The organism is Acinetobacter sp. CE-15 (assembly GCF_051059255.1).
Classification (GTDB): domain Bacteria; phylum Pseudomonadota; class Gammaproteobacteria; order Pseudomonadales; family Moraxellaceae; genus Acinetobacter; species Acinetobacter guillouiae.
Genome location: NZ_CP192737.1, coordinates 3,737,806 through 3,758,809, shown reverse-complemented (window position 1 = coordinate 3,758,809; position 21,004 = coordinate 3,737,806). Strand labels below are relative to the sequence as shown.

The 21,004-nt window shown below is 39.2% G+C and carries 15 protein-coding genes; 9 read left to right on the top strand and 6 right to left on the bottom strand.

What is annotated here, in order from left to right; genetic code table 11:
• Positions 1 to 155 precede the first annotated feature (155 nt).
• Positions 156 to 3,845, bottom strand: a complete 3,690-nt coding sequence (metH, locus tag ACQ7EO_RS17255) for a methionine synthase (protein ID WP_434278155.1) — start codon at positions 3,843 to 3,845, stop codon at positions 156 to 158.
• A 259-nt stretch (positions 3,846 to 4,104) separates the two neighbouring features.
• On the opposite strand from metH, the gene ACQ7EO_RS17250 reads away from it, so the two are divergent.
• From ACQ7EO_RS17250 to ACQ7EO_RS17235, 4 genes are all read left to right on the top strand, one after another.
• The gene (locus ACQ7EO_RS17250) at positions 4,105 to 7,191 is read left to right on the top strand and encodes a YadA-like family protein (protein WP_434278153.1); all 3,087 of its coding nucleotides are present in this window, start codon (positions 4,105 to 4,107) and stop codon (positions 7,189 to 7,191) included.
• A 155-nt stretch (positions 7,192 to 7,346) separates the two neighbouring features.
• Positions 7,347 to 7,478 carry a hypothetical protein gene (locus ACQ7EO_RS17245; RefSeq protein WP_434278151.1) on the top strand — a complete coding sequence of 44 codons (132 nt, stop codon included), beginning with the start codon at positions 7,347 to 7,349 and terminating at the stop codon, positions 7,476 to 7,478.
• A 349-nt stretch (positions 7,479 to 7,827) separates the two neighbouring features.
• Entirely contained in the window at positions 7,828 to 9,450 is a 1,623-nt protein-coding gene (locus ACQ7EO_RS17240; RefSeq protein WP_434278149.1) for an inorganic phosphate transporter, read from the top strand.
• 201 nt (positions 9,451 to 9,651) lie between these two features.
• Entirely contained in the window at positions 9,652 to 11,124 is a 1,473-nt protein-coding gene (locus ACQ7EO_RS17235; RefSeq protein ID WP_434279631.1) for a capsule assembly Wzi family protein, read from the top strand.
• A 184-nt stretch (positions 11,125 to 11,308) separates the two neighbouring features.
• Here the strand turns inward: ACQ7EO_RS17235 and ACQ7EO_RS17230 are convergent, their stop codons facing one another.
• Positions 11,309 to 11,755 (bottom strand): GNAT family N-acetyltransferase, encoded by a 447-nt coding sequence (locus ACQ7EO_RS17230; protein ID WP_303577088.1) that lies wholly within the window; start codon positions 11,753 to 11,755, stop codon positions 11,309 to 11,311.
• Between the two features lie 147 nt (positions 11,756 to 11,902).
• Between ACQ7EO_RS17230 and cysD the strand changes: the two genes are divergently transcribed.
• From cysD to ACQ7EO_RS17215, 3 genes are all read left to right on the top strand, one after another.
• Entirely contained in the window at positions 11,903 to 12,811 is a 909-nt protein-coding gene (gene cysD, locus ACQ7EO_RS17225) for a sulfate adenylyltransferase subunit CysD (protein ID WP_171066897.1), read from the top strand.
• A 130-nt stretch (positions 12,812 to 12,941) separates the two neighbouring features.
• Positions 12,942 to 14,555: a sulfate adenylyltransferase subunit CysN gene (cysN, locus tag ACQ7EO_RS17220; protein WP_270382681.1), complete on the top strand. Its 1,614-nt coding sequence runs from the start codon at positions 12,942 to 12,944 to the stop codon at positions 14,553 to 14,555.
• A 371-nt stretch (positions 14,556 to 14,926) separates the two neighbouring features.
• The gene (locus ACQ7EO_RS17215; RefSeq protein WP_151801211.1) at positions 14,927 to 15,109 is read left to right on the top strand and encodes a hypothetical protein; all 183 of its coding nucleotides are present in this window, start codon (positions 14,927 to 14,929) and stop codon (positions 15,107 to 15,109) included.
• 93 nt (positions 15,110 to 15,202) lie between these two features.
• On the opposite strand, the gene ACQ7EO_RS17210 is transcribed toward ACQ7EO_RS17215, so the two are convergent.
• Positions 15,203 to 15,751: a DUF2239 family protein gene (locus tag ACQ7EO_RS17210; RefSeq protein ID WP_434278146.1), complete on the bottom strand. Its 549-nt coding sequence runs from the start codon at positions 15,749 to 15,751 to the stop codon at positions 15,203 to 15,205.
• A gap of 436 nt (positions 15,752 to 16,187) precedes the next feature.
• Between ACQ7EO_RS17210 and ACQ7EO_RS17205 the strand changes: the two genes are divergently transcribed.
• Entirely contained in the window at positions 16,188 to 17,180 is a 993-nt protein-coding gene (locus ACQ7EO_RS17205; protein ID WP_434278145.1) for an NAD(P)H-quinone oxidoreductase, read from the top strand.
• A gap of 106 nt (positions 17,181 to 17,286) precedes the next feature.
• Here the strand turns inward: ACQ7EO_RS17205 and ACQ7EO_RS17200 are convergent, their stop codons facing one another.
• Complete coding sequence (locus ACQ7EO_RS17200; RefSeq protein ID WP_004819378.1) at positions 17,287 to 18,297, bottom strand: zinc-binding alcohol dehydrogenase family protein; 1,011 nt, start codon at positions 18,295 to 18,297, stop codon at positions 17,287 to 17,289.
• Between the two features lie 107 nt (positions 18,298 to 18,404).
• Entirely contained in the window at positions 18,405 to 18,680 is a 276-nt protein-coding gene (locus ACQ7EO_RS17195; RefSeq protein ID WP_434278144.1) for a hypothetical protein, read from the bottom strand.
• 127 nt (positions 18,681 to 18,807) lie between these two features.
• Here ACQ7EO_RS17195 and ACQ7EO_RS17190 point away from each other — a divergent pair, with 127 nt between their 5' ends.
• On the top strand, positions 18,808 to 19,308 hold the full coding sequence (locus ACQ7EO_RS17190) for a hypothetical protein (protein WP_004819381.1): 501 nt from the start codon (positions 18,808 to 18,810) through the stop codon (positions 19,306 to 19,308).
• Positions 19,309 to 19,409: 101 nt separating this feature from the next.
• On the opposite strand, the gene ACQ7EO_RS17185 is transcribed toward ACQ7EO_RS17190, so the two are convergent.
• Entirely contained in the window at positions 19,410 to 20,750 is a 1,341-nt protein-coding gene (locus ACQ7EO_RS17185; RefSeq protein WP_034611001.1) for a CitMHS family transporter, read from the bottom strand.
• Positions 20,751 to 21,004 lie beyond the last annotated feature (254 nt).

Below are 21,004 nucleotides of genomic sequence, written 5' to 3'. Positions count from 1 at the left end.
AAAATTCAATTGTTTAATATTTATTTTTAATAAAGTGTTAAGGATTTAAGATCAACTTTTTCCTGAAAGGAGGCATCTATCAAGCCTCTCAATTTATGCACAAGTCCCTCTTTAATAAAAAGGGACTGGCTCGTATTTTATAAAAGGGTTTCGGATTAAGAAACCGAATCATCCAAATTTGGTGCTAACCAACGCTTCGCTTCATCCAAGGTCCAGTTCTTCCGCTTTGCATAATCTTCTAGCTGATCTAACGCAATTTTACCCACGTTAAAGTATTCAGACTGTGGGTTGGCATAGTAGAAACCACTAACACTTGATGGTGGCCACATTGCAAAACTGCTGGTCAATTGGGTACCAATCTTATCCGTGGTGCCTAACCAATCAAACAAAGACGCCTTTTCAGAATGCTCAGGACAAGCTGGGTAGCCTGGTGCAGGACGAATACCGACATACTTCTCCTTAATTAATTCTTCATTAGAGAGTTGTTCATCTGCCTGATAACCCCAGAACTCTTTACGAATACGTTCATGTAAATGTTCTGCAAACGCTTCAGCAAAACGATCACCCAAAGACTGAGCAAGAATGGCGGAGTAATCATCCCCTTTGGCTTTATACTCATGCGCCATTTCTTCCACACCAAAAATTGAAACGGTAAAACCGCCCAAGTAGTCTTTGGCTTGTGCTTTGGTTGCAACAAAATCAGCCAAAGACAAATTCGGTTTACCTGTGACTTTATCTGATTGCTGACGAATATGATGGAAGGTATGGGTTACAGATTGACCATCTTCATTAAAGACTTCAACAGAGTCTGCGGCTGAACGGTTTGCAGGATAAATTCCAAAAACGGCACGCGCATCGAAACGTTTATTGTCAATGATGTCTTTTAGCATCGCCTGAGCCTGATTATATAAATCAGTTGCAGCTTCACCGACAATCTCATCGTGTAAAATTTTCGGGAATTTACCTGCCAAACTCCAAGAAATAAAGAATGGCGTCCAGTCAAAATATTCCACCAACCTATCAAGTGGATAATGGGTTAAGGTTTGCAAACCAATAAAGTTGGGTTTTACTGGTGGATTGGCAGCAAAGTCAATTTTTAGACCATTTTCAATGGATTCTGCATACGACAATTTAGCTGCTTTTGGTTGCTTATTGGCAATGCGTTCACGTACTTTTTCATATTCAGCACGATGTTCATCGACAAATTTAGGCTTCATTTCAGGAGACAGTAGGGTGGTTGCAACACCCACCGCACGAGAAGCATCGGCAACATAGATCACAGCATCATTTGAGTATTGCGGATCAATTTTTACTGCAGTATGTGCTTTCGAAGTGGTTGCGCCACCAATTAACAGTGGGATTTTAAACCCCTTGCGTTGCATTTCTTTTGCAACAAATACCATTTCATCAAGCGATGGGGTAATCAAACCTGATAAGCCGATAATATCGACTTTTTCATCAATCGCAGTTTGTAAAATTTTCTCGCAAGACACCATGACACCAAGGTCAACAATGTCATAACCATTACATCCCAGTACAACACCGACAATGTTTTTACCAATATCGTGTACATCGCCTTTTACAGTCGCCATCAACACTTTACCTTTGGATTGGCTTCCTGTTTTCTCAGCTTCAATGTATGGGTTTAACCATGCTACGGCTTGCTTCATCACGCGTGCAGATTTGACCACTTGAGGTAAGAACATTTTACCTGAACCAAATAAGTCACCGACCACATTCATACCATCCATCAATGGACCTTCAATCACATCAAGTGGACGTTTGGACTTTAAGCGGGCTTCTTCAGTATCTTCATCGATAAAGCTGGTAATCCCTTTGACCAGCGCATATTCAAGACGCTTTTCAACAGGTTCATTACGCCATTCAAGGTTTTCAACTTGTTTTTGGGCAGCACTTTGACCACGGTACTGTTCAGCAACTTCAAGCAATTTTTCAGTTGCATCTTGACCACTGTCACCTTGATTCTGATTGAGAATGACATCTTCAACAGCGGCTTTCAGCTCTTTAGGAATATCATCATAGATGGCCATTTGACCCGCATTGACAATCCCCATGGTCATGCCTTGTTTGATGGCATAGTAAAGGAATACAGAGTGAATGGCTTCACGGACAGGTTCATTGCCACGGAAAGAGAACGATACGTTCGACACACCACCAGAAATCATGGCATGTGGTAAGTTTTGTTTAATCCAGCCTGTTGCTTCAATAAAGTCCACCGCATAGTTATTGTGTTCTTCAATCCCTGTTGCGACAGCAAAAACGTTCGGGTCAAAAATAATGTCTTCCGCAGGAAAACCGATTTCATTAACGAGCACATCGTAAGAACGCTTACAGATTTCACGTTTACGTGCGGCAGTATCTGCCTGACCGGTTTCATCAAATGCCATCACAATGACAGCTGCACCATATTGACGACACAAACGTGCTTTATGGACAAACTCGTCATAACCTTCTTTTAAGGAAATCGAGTTAACAACAGGTTTACCTTGTACACATTTTAGACCTGCTTCTATGATTTCCCATTTAGAGGAGTCAATCATGATCGGTACTTTAGAAATTTCAGGCTCAGATGCAACCAGATTTAAGAAATGTACCATCGCATTTTGCGAATCGAGCATTCCTTCATCCATATTGATGTCAATGATTTGTGCGCCTGAAACCACTTGTTGTAATGCAACATCAAGTGCTTCGGCAAAGTTTTCTTCCCGGATTAAACGGAGGAATTTTTTAGAACCCGTAACATTGGTACGTTCACCGACATTGACGAACAATGAGTCATCATAAATATTAAACGGTTCTAAACCACTGAGGCGACATGCAGGCTTGATGTCAGGGATTTTGCGTGGTGGGATGTCTTTAACCGCATTATAAATAGCACGAATATGGTCAGGCGTAGTACCACAACAGCCACCAGTGATATTGATCAAACCACTTTCAGCAAATTCTTTTAAGAAAGCTGCTGTTTCTTCTGGTGTTTCATCATAGCCACCAAATGCGTTCGGTAAGCCAGCGTTTGGATGCGCTGAAACAAAAACATCGGCAACATCTGATACCGTTTTGACATGTGGACGCATGGCATCTGCACCCAAGGCGCAGTTAAATCCAATCGATAATAAATCGCCGTGACGCACAGAGTTCCAGAATGCTTCTGCAGTTTGTCCTGTTAAGGTACGACCAGAGGCATCGGTAATTGTGCCAGAAATCATTAGCGGTAATTCGCGGCCAAGCTGTTTAAAGACTTCTTTTACTGCAAAAATTGCTGCTTTACAGTTTAATGTATCAAACACCGTTTCAATGAGAAGGATGTCTGCGCCACCTTCAATTAAAGCATGCGTGGCTTCAATATAATTTTCTTTGAGTTCATCAAAGGTAATATTACGAAATGCTGGATCATTCACATTTGGTGAGATAGAGCAGGTACGTGATGTTGGTCCCAATACACCGGCGACAAAACGTGGTTTGTCAGGGGTTGAGTATTTTTCACAAGCAGCTTTGGCAAGACGGGCTGCTTCAAAGTTAATCTCATGGACTAAATCTTCCATGTGATAGTCAGACATTGAAACCCGTGTGCCGTTAAAGCTATTGGTTTCAATAATGTCAGCACCAGCATCTAGATAGGCTTCATGAATGCCTTGAATAATTTGTGGCTGAGTTAACACCAAAAGGTCATTGTTGCCTTTTAAATCAGATGCCCAGTCAGCGAAGCGCTCACCACGGTAATCAGCTTCTTCCAGTTTATGGCGTTGGATCATAGTTCCCATTGCACCATCAATAATTAGGATGCGTTTGGCAAGAAGCTCTTTTAACGTGGTAAGCGTGGACATTAAAACTCTCAATAAAATCGGATTTTAAAAATAGCCGATATGTTATCAGAATGTAGACTTTCAAGGTACCAATCTTGACACACTTCCTGATGACAGATTTTTGATCTAGACAATTTAAAAAAATTCAAATAATTCATTCTAAAAAATCATGCATTTAGGGTAATACATGATTTTTTTGCACAAGCCTAAAAAAATGTTGAAACTTCAAGTTTAAGTGTTAACTTAATCACATAATTTATTATAAATGTGAGATAAGAACATGAATAAGGTCTATAAAATCGTTTGGAATGAATCTTTAGGCACTTGGTGTGCGATTTCTGAGGTATCCAAGACACGGGGTAAACGATCTTCTGCTAAAACAACTGTTGCAGGTGCGTTATTGGCAGTTTCAGCATTGACTATGTCGAGTATGGCAGGGGCGATAGTCGTGGGGCTCAGTAATAATGTGACGGATCTACAGAATAACAATGTTTTGGGGAATAATAATACGCTCCCCAATACCCAAAATACGACTGTATTGGGGAATAAAAATACAGCGACACAAAGTAATACTTTAGTTTTGGGGAACAATGTCACAAGTAATCAAGCCAACAGTGTGGTTTTAGGAAATGAATCTACAGATCGTGTAGCAACGACAGTAAATCAAGTCGCCATTAACGGTGAAAACTACACAGTTGCAGGTGCTGGTTCTGCAGTAAATGGCGTAGTGAGTGTGGGTAAAGTTGGTGGTGAGCGTCAAATCATCAATGTTGCTGCAGGTGAAGTCAGCGCAAGCAGTACAGATGCAGTGAACGGTTCGCAGTTATATGCAACTCACAAAGCCATTGCTGATAGTCAAACCCATTATGTCAGTGTCAACGATGGTGGTACCCAAGGCGGGAATTATAATAATGGTGGAGCAACAGGTGTAAATGCGATCGCTGTAGGTGTAAGTGCTAAGGCGGTTGGTGAGAATGCAATTGCTATTGGTAATGTCACCAGCGATGCTGCAAATAGTATTGCGATTGGTAATAATAATTCCCTAAGTAATACGGCCAGTTCTAGTACTGCAATTGGTCACAATAATAATGTTACAGGCAATGAAGCTTTAGCATTAGGTGCTAACAATACTGTAAAAGATTTCTCTGGTGTTGCAGTAGGCAGTTATAACAATGCCGAGGGGTATCGTTCTATTGCAGTCGGTGCGGAAAATAAAACTAAAGGTCAATGGTCTTCTGCATTTGGTGTTTGGAATATCGCAGAAGGAGAGCGAGCTACAGTTTTAGGTGCCAATAATACAATCCAAGGTCGTCGTGCTTTAGGTGTGGGTGTCGCCAACGAGATTTCAAGTGCAAGTGAATATAGTTCAGCTGTTGGTGCATTTAATAAAATTACAGACAGTATGAAGTCTCTGACTGCGGGTTTTGGTAATACGGTTAGTGGTGGTGAGAAAAATAGTGTTCTCGGGAACGAAAATACACTGAATAATGCCAAGAATACGACTGTATTAGGCAATAAAAATACAGTTGCTCAAGAGAATACTCAAGTCCTCGGTAATAATGTCATAACAACTCAAGCCAACAGTGTGGTCTTAGGTAACGCATCCACAGATCGTGTAGCTACTGTTGTAGATAAAGTCAGCATTAATGGCGAGGATTATGCCTTTGCAGGTGTAGGATCAACAGCCAATGGTGTCGTCAGTGTCGGTAAAGTCGGTGGTGAAAGACAAATCATCAATGTAGCTGCAGGTGAAATTAGTGCAAGCAGTACAGATGCTATTAACGGTTCACAATTACATGCCACAAACCAAGCGGTTGAAAAACTTTATGCTGGTGCAGGGGATACGACTCATTATGTGAGTATCAATGATGCTGGTAACAAAGCGGGTAATTATAATAATGATGGTGCAAGTGGAGCGCTTGCTGTAGCGGTAGGTGTTGGTGCGAGTGCAAAAGGAGATGGTGCTACTGCGCTTGGCCTTAATTCATCAGCCAAGAGTAAAGATGCGGTTGCGCTTGGAACGGATACGCGTGCCGAGCTGGAAGGTAGTGTTGCACTTGGTAAAGGCTCAGTTGCTAATACTGCGGCGGGTATCGCTGGCTTTGATCCATTGACAGGGTTTGGTTCTAGCAATACTGGGAGTACATGGCGAAGTAGTGCAGCAGCATTTTCTGTGGGAGATGTCTCAAGGGGGATCACTCGTCAAATTACTGGTGTAGCAGCGGGTACGGCAGATACAGACGCGGTCAATGTTGCACAATTAAAGGCTGCAATGTCTAAAGCCAATGAAGCTAAAGGTTCTACAGAAACTGTAAGTGCAGGTAAAAATACTGAAGTAACCAAAACCACTAAGGCAGATGGCTCAACCGATTATCAAGTTGCAACCAAAGATGATGTCAGTTTTGATTCGGTCACGGTGGGTAATATTAAAGCTGATTCACAAAGCAATACCATCAGTGGTTTGGCTGATGGTAAGGTGAGTGCCGATTCTGATCAAGCCATTAATGGTAGTCAATTGCATGACACCGCTGAAAGCGTCGCAAATGTATTGGGCGGAAATGCAAAAGTTAATCCAGATGGAACGATCAAAACCAGTAATATTGGAAATACAGGTAAAGACAATGTGCATGATGCAATTGCTTCAATACATGGACAGGTTGCCGGTGCTAAAACCAGCGTGTCTGCAGGTAAAAACACTGTTGTAAACAGTAGTACCAATGCGGATGGTTCAAATAACTATCAAGTGGCTTTAGCAGAGGATATTCAGTTAAATTCTGTTACTGCGAATCAAGTCACAGCAAAGCAAGTTACAGCGAATAAGGTCAATGTGGGTAAAGTCACGATTGATGGGACAACAAATAAAGTCAGTGGTTTAGCAAATGGTGAAATTACCTCAACCTCTACGGATGCCATTAACGGTTCACAATTACACCAAACCAATAGTAGTGTGGCGCAACATTTAGGTGGCGGCTCAACACTGAACAAAGATGGTTCGATTGGTGCACCCACCTACAATGTCGCAGGGGGAACCTTCCATAATGTAGGGGATGCCTTGGGCGCTATAGATACGCGGGTAAGTAATCTGGAACAAGCTTTCTATGACACCAATAAAAACATGGATGACTTGCGTAACGATACTTATGCAGGTATCGCAGGTGCGATGGCGGTAGGTAACTTACCACAACCGACTGAAGCGGGTATGAGTATGGTTAGTGCGGGTGTTTCGGGTTACCGAGGTGAAACTGCTGTGGCAATCGGGGTGAGCGCCATTACTGACAGCAATAAAATCGTCTGGAAAATGGGTGCTTCTGCTGACAGCCGTAGCAATATTGGTGGTGCAGTGTCTATGGGCTATCAGTGGAAATAATTTTAATTAACATAAATATTCAATTTACATTCAGGATCAGCTTTCGGGATGGTCTTAAGTCAAAAACTCAGTGTTTATAAAACGCTGAGTTTTTTATGCAACTTAGACATTGAAAAGTACACGATGGATTGGCGTGTTAGAGCCAGCTTTTCACAATGTGTGAACCTTGTTCGGATGATCGCTTTATGGGACTGCCACATGCGATGAAAGATGATTTATTGCTGATGTTGGGTACTTTAGCGAAAGGCAGATTGTTGGCCTTAAACTTGCATAGATTTGATAAATAGGGTTTATGGGGAAATATTTAAAAATAAACTTAACAATATGTTTGTTTTTTCATCAATTTGTCATAAATTTCATGAAAAATAGCAATGCCAAATGATAAATAGCTTAAATTGGTCTGAAATATTACAAATATTATTTCAGTCTGAAATATAATATTTTGTAAAAATTGTATGGATTTTATTGGTGTAAGATACTAATTATAAATAATAAAAATATTAATTTTGTCGCTTGTGTAGCGAAATACTGAAGTGAAATAATTATAAATTTCACTTCATATGACCTCTATTTGTCATATAATTGTCACAATTTAATTGAACAATAAGCGCATTCTAATATTCGCTAACTTTCTGCATGAATTCGAATTTACCTCCCGTCTCAGATTCTGCACAATCGTCTCAAGCTGCTAAATCGACGAATGTACATGTACCAACACCGAAATTTTTTATGCCGGTGTTTCTGACGATTATCATTGCTACCTTGATTTATATTGGGGTGCAAGTTAGTGCAGATTTAGCACATGTTCCACCGTTAAGCCTTTATTCAATGATCCTTTTAGCGACAGCATTATTTATCGCTTTGGGTTTTGAGTTTGTAAATGGTTTTCATGATACAGCCAATGCTGTAGCAACCGTGATCTATACCAATGCATTGCCTGCACCTGTAGCAGTGATGTGGGCAGGCTTTTGTAACTTCCTTGGGGTAATGGTTGCCAGTGGTGCAGTTGCCTATGGAATTATTGCCTTACTTCCTGTTGAATTGATCATGAATGTAGGCAGTGGCGCTGGTTTTGCTATGGTTTTTGCCATGCTGATTGCGGCGATTCTGTGGAATTTAGGCACTTGGTTCTTAGGTATTCCTGCATCGAGCTCTCACACCTTGATTGGCTCAATTTTGGGTGTAGGCATCATGAACTACATTTTGCACGCTTCAACGGGTGCAAGTGGTGTAGACATGGATCAAGTGCTTAAAGTGGGTAAAGCATTACTGTTTTCTCCTTTGATTGGTTTTGCATTTGCAGCAATTGTATTTTTGATTGTTAAAAAAATATTTAAGAAACAACTTGAGTTGTTCCAACCCCCTGAAGGCAATAAGCCACCACCACCTTTGATCCGTGCAATTCTGATTTTCACCTGTACTGGTGTAAGCTTTGCACATGGTTCAAATGACGGGCAAAAAGGTATGGGCTTAATCATGCTGATTTTGATTGGTATTGTGCCTTTGGCTTATTCGTTGAATAGAGGTTTAGACCAACAGCATTTACAGTCATTCTCACAATTGTCTGGTCAAACTGCGACAGCAATTTATGCACAGCATGCCGATATTCCAGATGAACAAGCGCGTGTAACCATCACTAAATTTATTCAAAGCAAAGAAATAAATCCCGAAGTTGTTCCTGCATTGGCCAGTTTGACTGATCATTTGGGCGAGCGTGTTGGTAAATTCGGTGATCTCAAAGATATCCCAGAAGCTGAAGTATCTTCATTACGCAATGATATGTACTTAAGCACCACGGCTTTTAAACGCTTGGATAAAGCTGATCAACTTCCAAAAATGGATGAAGCTCAAGGCAAAGTGGTAAAAGAGTATCGCAAAAACTTAGATTCTTTCCTTCAATATATTCCAAACTGGGTAAAAGTTGCTGTGGCATTGGCACTGGGTTTAGGAACAATGGTCGGTTGGAAACGTATTGTAGTTACTGTGGGCGAGCGTATTGGTAAACATCATATGACCTATGGTCAAGGGATGTCTGCTGAACTTGTGGCAATGTCGACAATCGCTGCTGCAGATGGTTTTGGTTTACCCGTTTCAACGACTCATGTACTCAACAGTGCGGTTGCGGGAACTATGGTTGCCAATAAAACTGGATTGAATTTTGCAACAGTCAAAACGATTCTTTCTGCATGGATTTTTACCTTACCTGCAACGATTTGTTTATCGGGCGGTTTATTCTGGTTATTTTTAAAAGTATTTTAATTTAAAAGTTAGTGATGGCGATTATTTTAAAAGCTGAATGATCGTTATTGTCTGAATTTAAAAGAAAATGAGTGCACTTTTGTGCACTCATTTTCTTTTGGATAATGGAATTTTAAAATATGAATAACACAATTTCACCATTGAAAAAAACTTATAAAAAAATTAAGGTGTGGTTGTAAATCAAACTTGAGAAAAATGAGCATGTATTTAAGAAAATCACTTTGTGCTGCTGTATTACTTGGAATGTCTTTACCTGTATTTGCACAGGGAATCGTATTAAATAATGAAGATCTTCGTACAGATTTGAACTGGTTAAATCAGCAAGGTGTGATTCAAATCAGTACATCGACTTGGCCAATGAGTGGGGATGAAATTCAACGTGCCTTATCTCAAGCAAAAGTTTTAAACAATACCCAACAAAAAGTTATTGATTCAATTCAAAACGCACTAAAAGCAGATAATCAAACCGCAAAATTAGGTTTGTTTGCTGAAACTGATCAAAAAAATATTCCTCAAGCTTTTGGGGATAGTGCAAAAGCACAGTATGTGGGTTCATTAGAATTTAATGCAGGCGGTGAAAACTGGGATGCAAAGCTTCGTGTGAATGGTGAAAAAGATCCGCAAATTGATAACGGCCAAGATGTCAATGTGGAAGGTTCATACATTGCAGGAAAACTATGGAATCAGTGGGTTATTGCGGGTCAAATCCCAACATATTGGGGGCCAGGACATGATGGTAGTTTGATTCGTGGTGATGCCAGCCGTCCAGTTTATGGTTTTACTGTACAACGTGCTGAACAAAAAGCTTTTGAATCTAAATGGTTGTCTTGGATTGGTCCTTGGCAATATCAAGCATTTGCTGGGCAGTTAAATGATTATACGGCTGTGCCTGATGCACGTTTAATGGGATTGCGCTTAACTGCACAACCTTTACCTTATTTAGAAATTGGTGCATCACGTGCTTTCCAAATTGATGGAGAAGGTCAACCAGGAAGTGCAAAAGCTTATTGGAATGCTTTTATTGGAAAAGACAATGAGTGTGCGGATAGCACTTGTACGGGGGTGGGTAATCCATCCAACCAGCTTGCTGGATTTGATGCACGTTTAAATCTTCAATCTTTGCTGAATGTTCCTATGAGTTTTTATGGGCAATATATTGGGGAAGATGAAGCGGGTTTACTACCCTCTAAAAAAATGTATTTAGCTGGTGCTGACTATTCCTCAAGTTTTAAAAATTTGCCGTACCAGCTTTATGTTGAATGGGCGAATACAGAAACAAATGGCGATCCATTAGGTATTTCTTATAGTCATCATGTTTATAAAGATGGTTATTACCAACAAGGTTTCCCATTGGGGCATGCAATGGGTGGTGATGGTGAAATGATTTCTGTCGGTGGTGATATTCGCTTTGATGTGATGAATCGTTTATCTGGTCGTGCAATCTATGCCAAAGTCAACCAATCTGCTGCTCTCTTTGGTGATAAGCAAATCAACTTAGCCTTCCCTGAAAAAGACAAAATTAAAGCATTAGATTTAACTTGGACACATTATATTAAACCGACCATGCCATTAAAAATTAATGGTTGGGTGAGTGATTCTGATGTACATGGCAATGATGCAGGTGCTTCTGTAGGAATCGAAATTCCTTTAGATAAAGCATTATTCGGCCATTAAGACCTGAGTTGTCGGGCTGTATATATCTAATTTTAAGCATATACAGTTTGATAAGTTGGGACTAAGCTAAAATCGCTTCTTTAAAATTTTTACAAAAGAAGCGATTTTTAGTTTTAAATTGTTGGTTGAGCTATTTGATTATGCAGATCTTTAATTTTTTTAAATGAATTACATCTAAAATAAGTTATGTTAATGCCTTTTTATATTGGATAAATCCTGTTTTACTCGCAATACGATCATAAAGGTGTTGGGCGTTAATATTGGATTCTTGAGTGAGCCAATAAACACGGTCAAACTTTGTTGCGCAGACCTGATAACAATGCTCGATTAATTGTCGTGCTAAACCTTGATTCCTAAAAGCTTCATCCACAAATAAATCTTGTAGATAACAATAGGGTAAATCTGTCCACATGCTCATATGTGCAATCAAATGTACAAAGCCAACTACCTGACCATTTACTTTGATGGCAAAACCAAACATATCAACTTGTTCAGGATTTGTGATTCGCTTCCAAGATAATCTTATTTGTTCATCACTGAGTTGTGATTTATAAAATGTTAAATAGCCGCGCCAAAGTGGAAGCCATTGCTCAAAATCAATCTGTTCTAGTGCAATAATTTGTGTGGTCATACCGATCTCTTGTTGTTGCTTATGATGTTTTTATATATGAATATAAAAAAACAAGCAAAAGGGTTGAGGTGTAAATCACTATAATGAATATAAATTTTAATATGTGTAATAAGTACACGTTTTTGTGAGCTGGTGCTGTCAATGCCTATATCTGAGGAAAGACTTACTCATCTAAAACAGCTTGAAGCTGAGAGTATTCATATCATCCGTGAAGTTGCTGCTGAGTTTGAAAATCCAGTGATGCTTTACTCAATCGGGAAAGACTCAGCTGTCATGCTGCATCTTGCTTTAAAAGCATTTTATCCTGCTAAACTTCCTTTCCCACTGTTGCATGTCGACACAGGTTGGAAGTTTAAGGACATGATTAAATTCCGTGACAACATGGCAAAAGAACACGGTTTTGATCTGATCGTGCATCAAAACAAAGAAGGTAAAGATGCAGGTGTAAACCCATTTGATTATGGTAGCTCAAAATATACTGATATTATGAAAACCCAAGGCTTAAAACAGGCATTGGATAAATATCAGTTTGATGCTGCATTTGGTGGTGCACGCCGTGATGAAGAAAAGTCACGTGCAAAAGAACGTGTTTATTCTTTCCGTGATGCTAAACATCGTTGGGATCCTAAAAACCAACGCCCAGAGCTTTGGAATCTTTATAACGGTAAAGTCAATAAAGGCGAGAGTATCCGTGTATTCCCATTGTCAAACTGGACTGAGTTAGACATTTGGCAATATATTTACCAAGAAAGTATTCCTTTGGTACCTTTGTATTTAGCCGCTGAACGCCCAGTTGTTGAGCGTAGTGGTACGTTGATCATGGTGGATGATGAACGTATGCGTTTAAAAGAAGGTGAAGTTCCACAAATGAAATCGGTACGTTTCCGTACTTTGGGCTGTTACCCGTTGACAGGTGCTGTTGAATCAACAGCAACAACACTGCCTGAAATTATCCAAGAAATGCTTTTAGCCACAAGCTCTGAACGTCAAGGTCGTATGATTGACCATGATGAAGCAGGTTCGATGGAAAAGAAAAAGCAAGAAGGCTATTTCTAAGTATTTTTTATATAAATCTCCCCTAACCCCCTCTTTATAAAAGAGGGGGGAACTCCAGCAAGAAAACGGAGGACTTAGGAGGATTTAAAGATATAGCAACCGATTTCAAAATATTGTGGAGCTTTGAGCAATGTCTCATCAATCAGAATTAATTAGCCAAGATATCTTGGCATATTTAAAACAGCACGAAAATAAAGACCTGTTACGTTTTTTGACTTGCGGTAATGTGGATGATGGTAAATCAACATTAATTGGTCGTTTACTTTACGATTCAAAATTGATTTATGAAGATCAATTACAAGCAGTAACCCGTGATTCTAAAAAAGTGGGCACAACAGGTGATGCACCTGACTTGGCCTTGCTTGTCGACGGTTTACAAGCTGAACGTGAGCAAGGTATTACCATTGATGTGGCTTATCGTTATTTTTCTACTGAAAAGCGTAAGTTTATCATTGCTGATACCCCAGGGCATGAGCAATATACCCGTAACATGGCCACAGGCGCATCTACCGCAGATCTTGCAATCATCTTAATTGATGCTCGTTATGGCGTACAAACACAGACTCGTCGTCATACCTTTATTGCGAGCCTATTGGGTATTCGCAATATCGTAGTTGCGATTAACAAAATGGACTTGGTTGAATTCTCTGAAGCGCGTTTCAATGAAATTCAAGTTGAGTACAATAATTTTGTTAATCAATTGGGTGAGCGTAAACCTGCCAATATCATCTTCTCGCCAATTTCTGCATTGAATGGCGATAACGTTGTAAATAAATCCGAAAATACGCCGTGGTATCAAGGTAAAACCTTGATGGAAACATTGGAAACTGTTGAAATTACACATGATGTAAGCAAACATGAATTCCGCTTCCCTGTGCAATATGTGAACCGTCCTAACCTCGATTTCCGTGGTTTCTGCGGTACGATTGCTTTAGGTGAAATCAAAGTTGGTGATGAAATTGTGGCTTTACCGTCTGGTAAGAAGTCAACAGTGAAAGAAATTGTCACTTTTGATGGTAACTTAGCGCATGCTATTGCGGGTCAAGCAGTGACTTTGACCTTGAATGATGAAATCGATATTTCGCGTGGTAACGTGCTGGTTAAAGCGGGTGAGCAACCGCTCATTTCCCGTTCTGCTCGTGCTTCTGTGGTATGGATGAACGATCAGCCTTTAGTGTTGGGTAAACTTTATAATGTGAAGTTTGGTACACAAACCATTCCGGCTAAGGTTGCGAAAATTAATTATCGTACCAATGTCAACACATTGGAAAAAATGCAAGTTGAGCAGCTTGATTTAAATGCGATTGCAGATGTAACGATTGAGTTTGATGCGCCAGTGGTATTTGACCGTTATCATGACAGTCGTTATACGGGTTCTTTTATCTTCATTGACCGTTTAAGTAATGTGACTGTTGGTGCGGGTATGGTTGAAGCTGCGGTTGAATGGACTGCACACAATGAACCTGTCACTGCTGAAGCTCGTGCTGCACGTTTAGGTCAAAAACCGGCTGTAGTTGCTGTATCTGCTCAAGTACTTAAACATGCACAATCTCTTGAAAGCTTATTGATTCAACAAGGTGTTGTTGCGATTGCAAAAGTAGGTTTATCAAGCGATCAAGTTGCATTGCTTCGTCAAACTGGTGTTGTGGTGGTGACGGATGTTGAGCAGGGTGCTGATGTAGCATTTGCTCAAGAAGCAGTTGAAGAATTGGCTGAAAAAATTGTGGAATTGGTTCGTCTTTAACAGATTGGATTGATTGAGAGAAGCCCACCAGAAGGTGGGTTTTTTGATGCAAAAAATTTAATATATACAAGATAATACTAATCAACATCATATAGATTAAAGCATTTTTAATTTTGCATTGTTTAATACTTAGAGCATATATCTGATTATAAATAAAGGGATTTTAAAATTTTTATCCTCTGCAAGAGTCAACTAATACTTTTTGCAGTGCTCGACTGAATCTATTTAGAGCTTCAATGAACGGTACGGTTGTGAAAGCTTTAAAATAAGAAGAATTCACATTGATGGAATGTGATCAAAACAGACTTGCAACAGTACAAGCAATAAAATTCAGTTTTAATTCAAGTTGAAATTTAATAGTAGGTCATGTAATGAAAGCATTTTTCCTGATTGGTATTGCAAGCGTATTGACAGCCTGTGCCTCAAACCAACCGAAAATACAGGAGCCGACCAAAGAATGCCGAAACTATCATGCAATGATGACGGCACCTATGGATCCGATGGCAATGCAACGTTTAAAACAAGCGTGTGATGAGTCCGAACAACAAAAATAATTTAATGATCAATCGTGTGCCGATGATTATAAAAAATGCGCTAATCCCGAAGGCTTAGCGCATTTTATTTTTATATAGTTGCGAATATTGTAGTTAAAAAGCATGTTGTGTTTTTAAAATCAAATACGCCCGTAAATCGTTTGGATAGTTGTGAATCAATTCTAAAAACAGCGCTTGATTACCTTGATATAAAGCACGAGTGGCTTCCTCATAATTGGGCATATTGCCTGACATTGCTGACATAAAACGATCAGTTGCCTGTTTTGCTAACATTTTATTGCTTGCTGAATCGGGGTTATTTAACTCTTGGTCAATCAATTTTCGAATCACAGCAGATGCACTAGAGCTTTGTTGATCTAACCAATCCCAATGTTTTTGCTGCAAAGTGATTTCACGAGAAATCACCCCTAATTTAGGACGTCCAACTTTTTTAACCGCTTCAGGTTCAGCATAACGTTGTTGAATATCGGCTGTAGAGCCAATGGTATTAACATCAATGGCTTGACCCGTTTGATCATTAAAAATCAACACAGGTGTGGAGGTATTTTGTTGAGTCTTAATGGTTAATGCCACGTTTAACAGCGAGTCAGTGATTAAACGGTCATTGCCAATAAAGGCAGTGTAGGTGTTTTCAGTATTCATTTTAAAACCTTTAGATATTTTTATCTGGGTAAAACTAATTTGTGTTTTAATATTATCAGGGTAAAATTAAAATAGCAAACAAAAAATGATCAATATGGTTTTTTGATGCTTAAAAATGGCAATAAAAAAGCATGTAAATCGTTAAGAATTAAATGCTTACTTGCAAAAAATATAATGAGTTAAAAGCGATAATCTATTTTTAAACCATAAGCGAGCGCATGGTTATCTGTAAAATCAGCAACATCGTTTGTTTTTGATCTTTGTTCTTATTGTCTTTATCCGTTTGATGCCATTTGTATAAATAACTGAAAATTATATTTTTGTAAGGATACCCACGCTATTTTGTAGACATTGGTGGCGAAATATTTGCACATGCACTGGTTTATGTTCAAATACAGAAAACATGAAAAGCAATGAATGGAATAGGAAAGCAAGTATGTCTACAAAGAATATGCAACAGGTCATTATTACAGAACCCGGTGGTATAGAAAAACTGGCTTATGAAACGGTAGAAATTCCTCAACCCAAAGCAGATGAAGTTTTGGTTAAAGTCCATGCATTTGGGATTAATCGGCCCGATATTTTACAGCGTCAAGGCTTATATCCTATGCCAAAAGGGGTGACACCTGTTCCCGGTTTGGAAGTTGCTGGAGAGGTGATTGCAGTAGGAGAAAAAGTCACTTTATTCACAATGGGGGATAAGGTTTGTGGACTGACCAACGGCGGTGGTTATGCAGAATATTGTGTCGTGCCAGAATCTCAAACCATTAATATTCCAGAAGCTGTAAGTTTTGTTCAAGCTGCAGCAATACCTGAAACCTTCTTTACCGTATGGGCCAATGTTTTCCAAATGGCGCATGCCAAAGCAGGTGAAACACTATTGGTACATGGTGGCTCAAGTGGTATTGGTACAACCGCATTAATGTTAGCGCAATCATTCGGTTTGAAAAGCTTTGCAACTGTAGGTTCTGATGAGAAGATTCAAGCCATTCGTCATTTGACCGATGCGATTAATTATAAAACTCAAGACTTTGAACAGGTCATTCATGAAAAGACCCAAAATGAGGGTGTCGATATTATTCTTGATATGGTTGGGGCGCCTTATCTAGATCAAAATCTAAACCTACTTCGTAGAGACGGGCGTTTGGTTTATATCGCATTTTTGGGTGGTGCAAAGGCCAAAGAAGTAAAATTAGGGCAGATTATGATGAAACGTCTTACTATTACTGGTTCAACAATGCGTGCGCGTACAACTGCTGAAAAAGCTGAAATTGCCAAAGGTTTGATGGAACAAGTCGTTCCACTGTGGGCAAAAGGTGAATGTTTACCCATGATTTATAAAACATTTAAATTTGATCAGATCCAAGCTGCACATGCCTGTATGGATACAGGTGAGCATATTGGTAAAGTTGTGGTGGAAGTGATTTAAGCTCACATTGTTATACAAAGCTTTAAACTTTTGCCTTTGTTTATAAATATGTAAGGCGATTTCAATCTAACTCATACAGATTGAAGTCGCCATTAAAAACCAGCGATTAAAAGCCTGCTAATACGATCTTACCAATGCTTTTACCTGACTCAATCAGTGTATGAGCTTGGGTTATATGCTCAACATTGATTTGACCGAGGTTTTGTCCCAAAGTGGTTTTGATTCTTTGGTCATCAACTAATTTTGAAACTTTATTTAAAATATCACCTTGTCGGCTGAGATCTTTGGTTTGGAATGTAGAGCGGGTAAACATCGATTCCCAATGAACAGAAACAGACTTAACTTTAAACGGGTTGATGATAAAGTTTTCAGGATCATCAATTAAACCAAAATGACCTTGGGGTGCAATCAAATTGGCAATGGCTTGTGTATATCGCCCCGTACCATTAATTGAAAAAATATAATGAGGTAGCCCAATATTCAAGTCTAGGATTTGCTGTTCTAATGGTTGGCTATGATCCACAATATAATCTGCGCCAATTTCAGTCAGCCATGCTTTAGATTCAGGGCGGGAAGCTGTGGCAATAACAGTAAATTCAGTCAGTACTTTTAACAATTGAACCGTAATAGATCCTACACCACCTGCAGCGCCAATGACTAAAATCACAGGTTTTTCAACTTTGGTGTCTTGGATTTTTAAACGGTCAAATAACATTTCATATGCGGTGAGCGACGTTAATGGTAAGGCTGCGGCTTCTGCATCACTCAATGATTTAGGTTTTAGTCCAACGATACGTTCATCGACCAATTGGAATTCAGCATAAGAACCTTGTCTTTGATTTGAACCCGCATAAAAAACTTCATCACCCACTTTAAAATTTTGAACTTTTTCTCCGACTGCTTTCACGGTCCCAACCGCATCATGACCCAAAATTTTCCAAGTATCATTGTCTGGCGAAGTACGCTGTCGCATTTTGATATCGACTGGATTGACTGAAATGGCTTTGACCTCAATCAGTAAGTCATGACCTGTTGCAACTGGCTGTTCGATCTCGATTTCGGAAAAAACATTGGCTTCTGAAATTGCGAATGGTTTTTTATAAGCAACAGCTTTCATAAGGTTTCACTTTTTATTGGCATATCAAATCAATAGCAAAAAAATCTCAATTAAGAAAGCAAAAAATTGTCAGTTTATGCTTATTGATAGGATTTTATCGAATGGTCTTAATCAAAAAATTTGGACAGTAGTAAGCGTATAGGCAAGATAAACAATTGCCAGCATGTGTAAAGCGGCAAAGTCAGCCAATTTCCATGATTCAAGGTGCGATTAAATGTTTGTCGTTCCCTTTGATAAACCGCAGGAGTAATTCGGTAAGCAAATACGAATAAAATCACTGCCAGCACAAGGAACAGAGGTCGTGGTTGTTGAGCAAAATAAAAATAGATGAGATACAAGGCGGAATAAAAACTGGTACAAGCGAGTAGGGCTAAAACAGACATTGAAATATCATCCTTTATTGTTATTTGATCAGTTCGAGATACATCGCAGCAGATTAACATTATCTCTGACTTAATTTTAAAATTGTGCGAAAATAGCGTTTCTATTTATTTTTGTTTTAGGACTCCCATGACAGATTCTTCTGCTTCATTAAGTGATATTGAAATTTTAGACATTCTTCAGTCGATGAAATCGGATGAACTGAATGTTGAAGCACAAAAAATCATTCGTGATGGTGGAAAAGCAGGGCGTCAAGAAGCACATAAACAGGCATTGGTTGCTTTACATCAAAGCTTTGAAGACAAACTTGTTGAAGCAGTGACTTTGGCTTTAAATTTAAATGAAGCGCAAGCCAAGAAAATTCGTTATAAGAAAGATCGTGTTCGTATTTTAAAAGCTAAAGGTATCGATTATTTAGCCATTGATGGTGCAGAAACTGCTCAAGTGCTATCGCAAGTTGCTCAAGCGATTATTCGTGAAGATGCCACCGTGACGCGTGACCTGCATAATATTTTTCCTTTCTGGAAAGAAGGCTGGCCAATGGTGCAGTTCGATAGTGCCTATAAAATTTTAGAAGATGACATTTCAATTCATTATCAAGCGTTGCTCGATGTCTTGATTCATCCTTAATTGGATTTGATTGTAAATAAATCATTATTTTAAATAGATGATGATGAAAATAATCTATTTAAAATGAAAAAAAAGCCGATATAAATATCGGCTTTTGTCTATTAGTGGAGTGTTGAATAGAGTGGGAACACACCGAGCAGCATGGCTGCAACCAGCATTACCAAACAGGTCAAAATCGCCCATTTAATGGTGAACTTCTGATGCTGTCCAAATTCGATACCAGCCAATCCACATAATAAATAGGTAGAAGGAACTAATGGTGAGAGTAAGTGCACAGGTTGGCCGACAATTGAAGCACGTGCCATTTCTACAGGTGTAATACCATAATGACTTGCTGCTTCTGAAAGGATCGGTAACACCCCATAATAGAAAGCATCATTCGACATAAAGAAGGTCAAAGGCATACTAATCACAGCAGTAATTGGTGCTAAGAAAGGCCCCATACTTTGTGGAATAATCGCCACCAATTCTTTCGACATCGCATCAACCATGCCTGTCCCTGAAAGAATCCCAGTAAAAATCCCTGCGGCAAAAATAATACCCACAACGTTTAGGGCACTGCCTGCATGATGGGCAACCAAAGATTTTTGCATATCGACATCTTTATAGTTCACCACTAATGCAATACAAAGCGCGATCATAAATAAGATCGGTAAAGGCAACACACCTTTCACCAAACAGATCATCAGTACAACAGTTAATAAGCCGTTGAACCATCTTAAGTGTGCACGATTTGCTTCTGGGTTCGTTGAAATTTGAATGTCATCACCATGACTAACATCAAGTTCAATAATACCTAAGCGTTTACGTTCCATACGGCCATACATAAAACCGACAAAGTAGAGCCAAAGAATAGCAACCAACATTGGTAGAACCATAGGCACAAAGATTTCACTCGCCTCTACGTGCAGCGCACTTGCAGCACGTGCCGTTGGCCCACCCCAAGGGGTAAGGTTCATGATCCCACTTGCCAGCATCATTAAACACGCCATAATCAGCGGGCTCATACCTAATTTTTTATAGAGCGGAAGCATTGCTGCCACACAAATCATGTAGGTGGTTGAACCATCACCATCAAGAGAGACGATGAGTGTCAGGGTAATAGTACCAATAACGACTTTAAGGGGATCACCTTTGACCAGCTTTAAGATGAACTTTACAGAAGGATCAAACAATCCCGTGTCAATCATGATGGCAAAATAGAGAATTGCAAAAAGTAGCATTACGCCTGTTGGTGCAAGTTTTTTCACACCATCAAGCATCATTTCACCGAGCTGTTTGATTTCTAAATGCCCAAGGCTGTCGAAATAGAAGCTAAGACCGTAAGCGATTAATGCAAATAAAATTGGAATAAGTGTGAGTGCTGCAAGCGCAGTCATTCGTCTAGACATGATTAAGTACATAAAGCACAAAATCATGCCCAAACCTAATACGGTTAGCATAGTTCGATCCTTGAATGAGACTTTTTTAACAGAAGTCTTTTAGTTTTTTAAGCAGAAGCATGCTAATAGTTATTTGATTAAATTAAAATATCCTTGTAGAAATACTGAATTCAGTACTATTTTTTAAATAAATAGAGTATTCAAAACAGATATTTAAAAATGAATATTATTTTTGCACCAAAATGGTTATAAAATATAAGGTATTGATTTTTAAATATATTATGATTTTTGGTTTTTAGGAATTGAGTTCATGT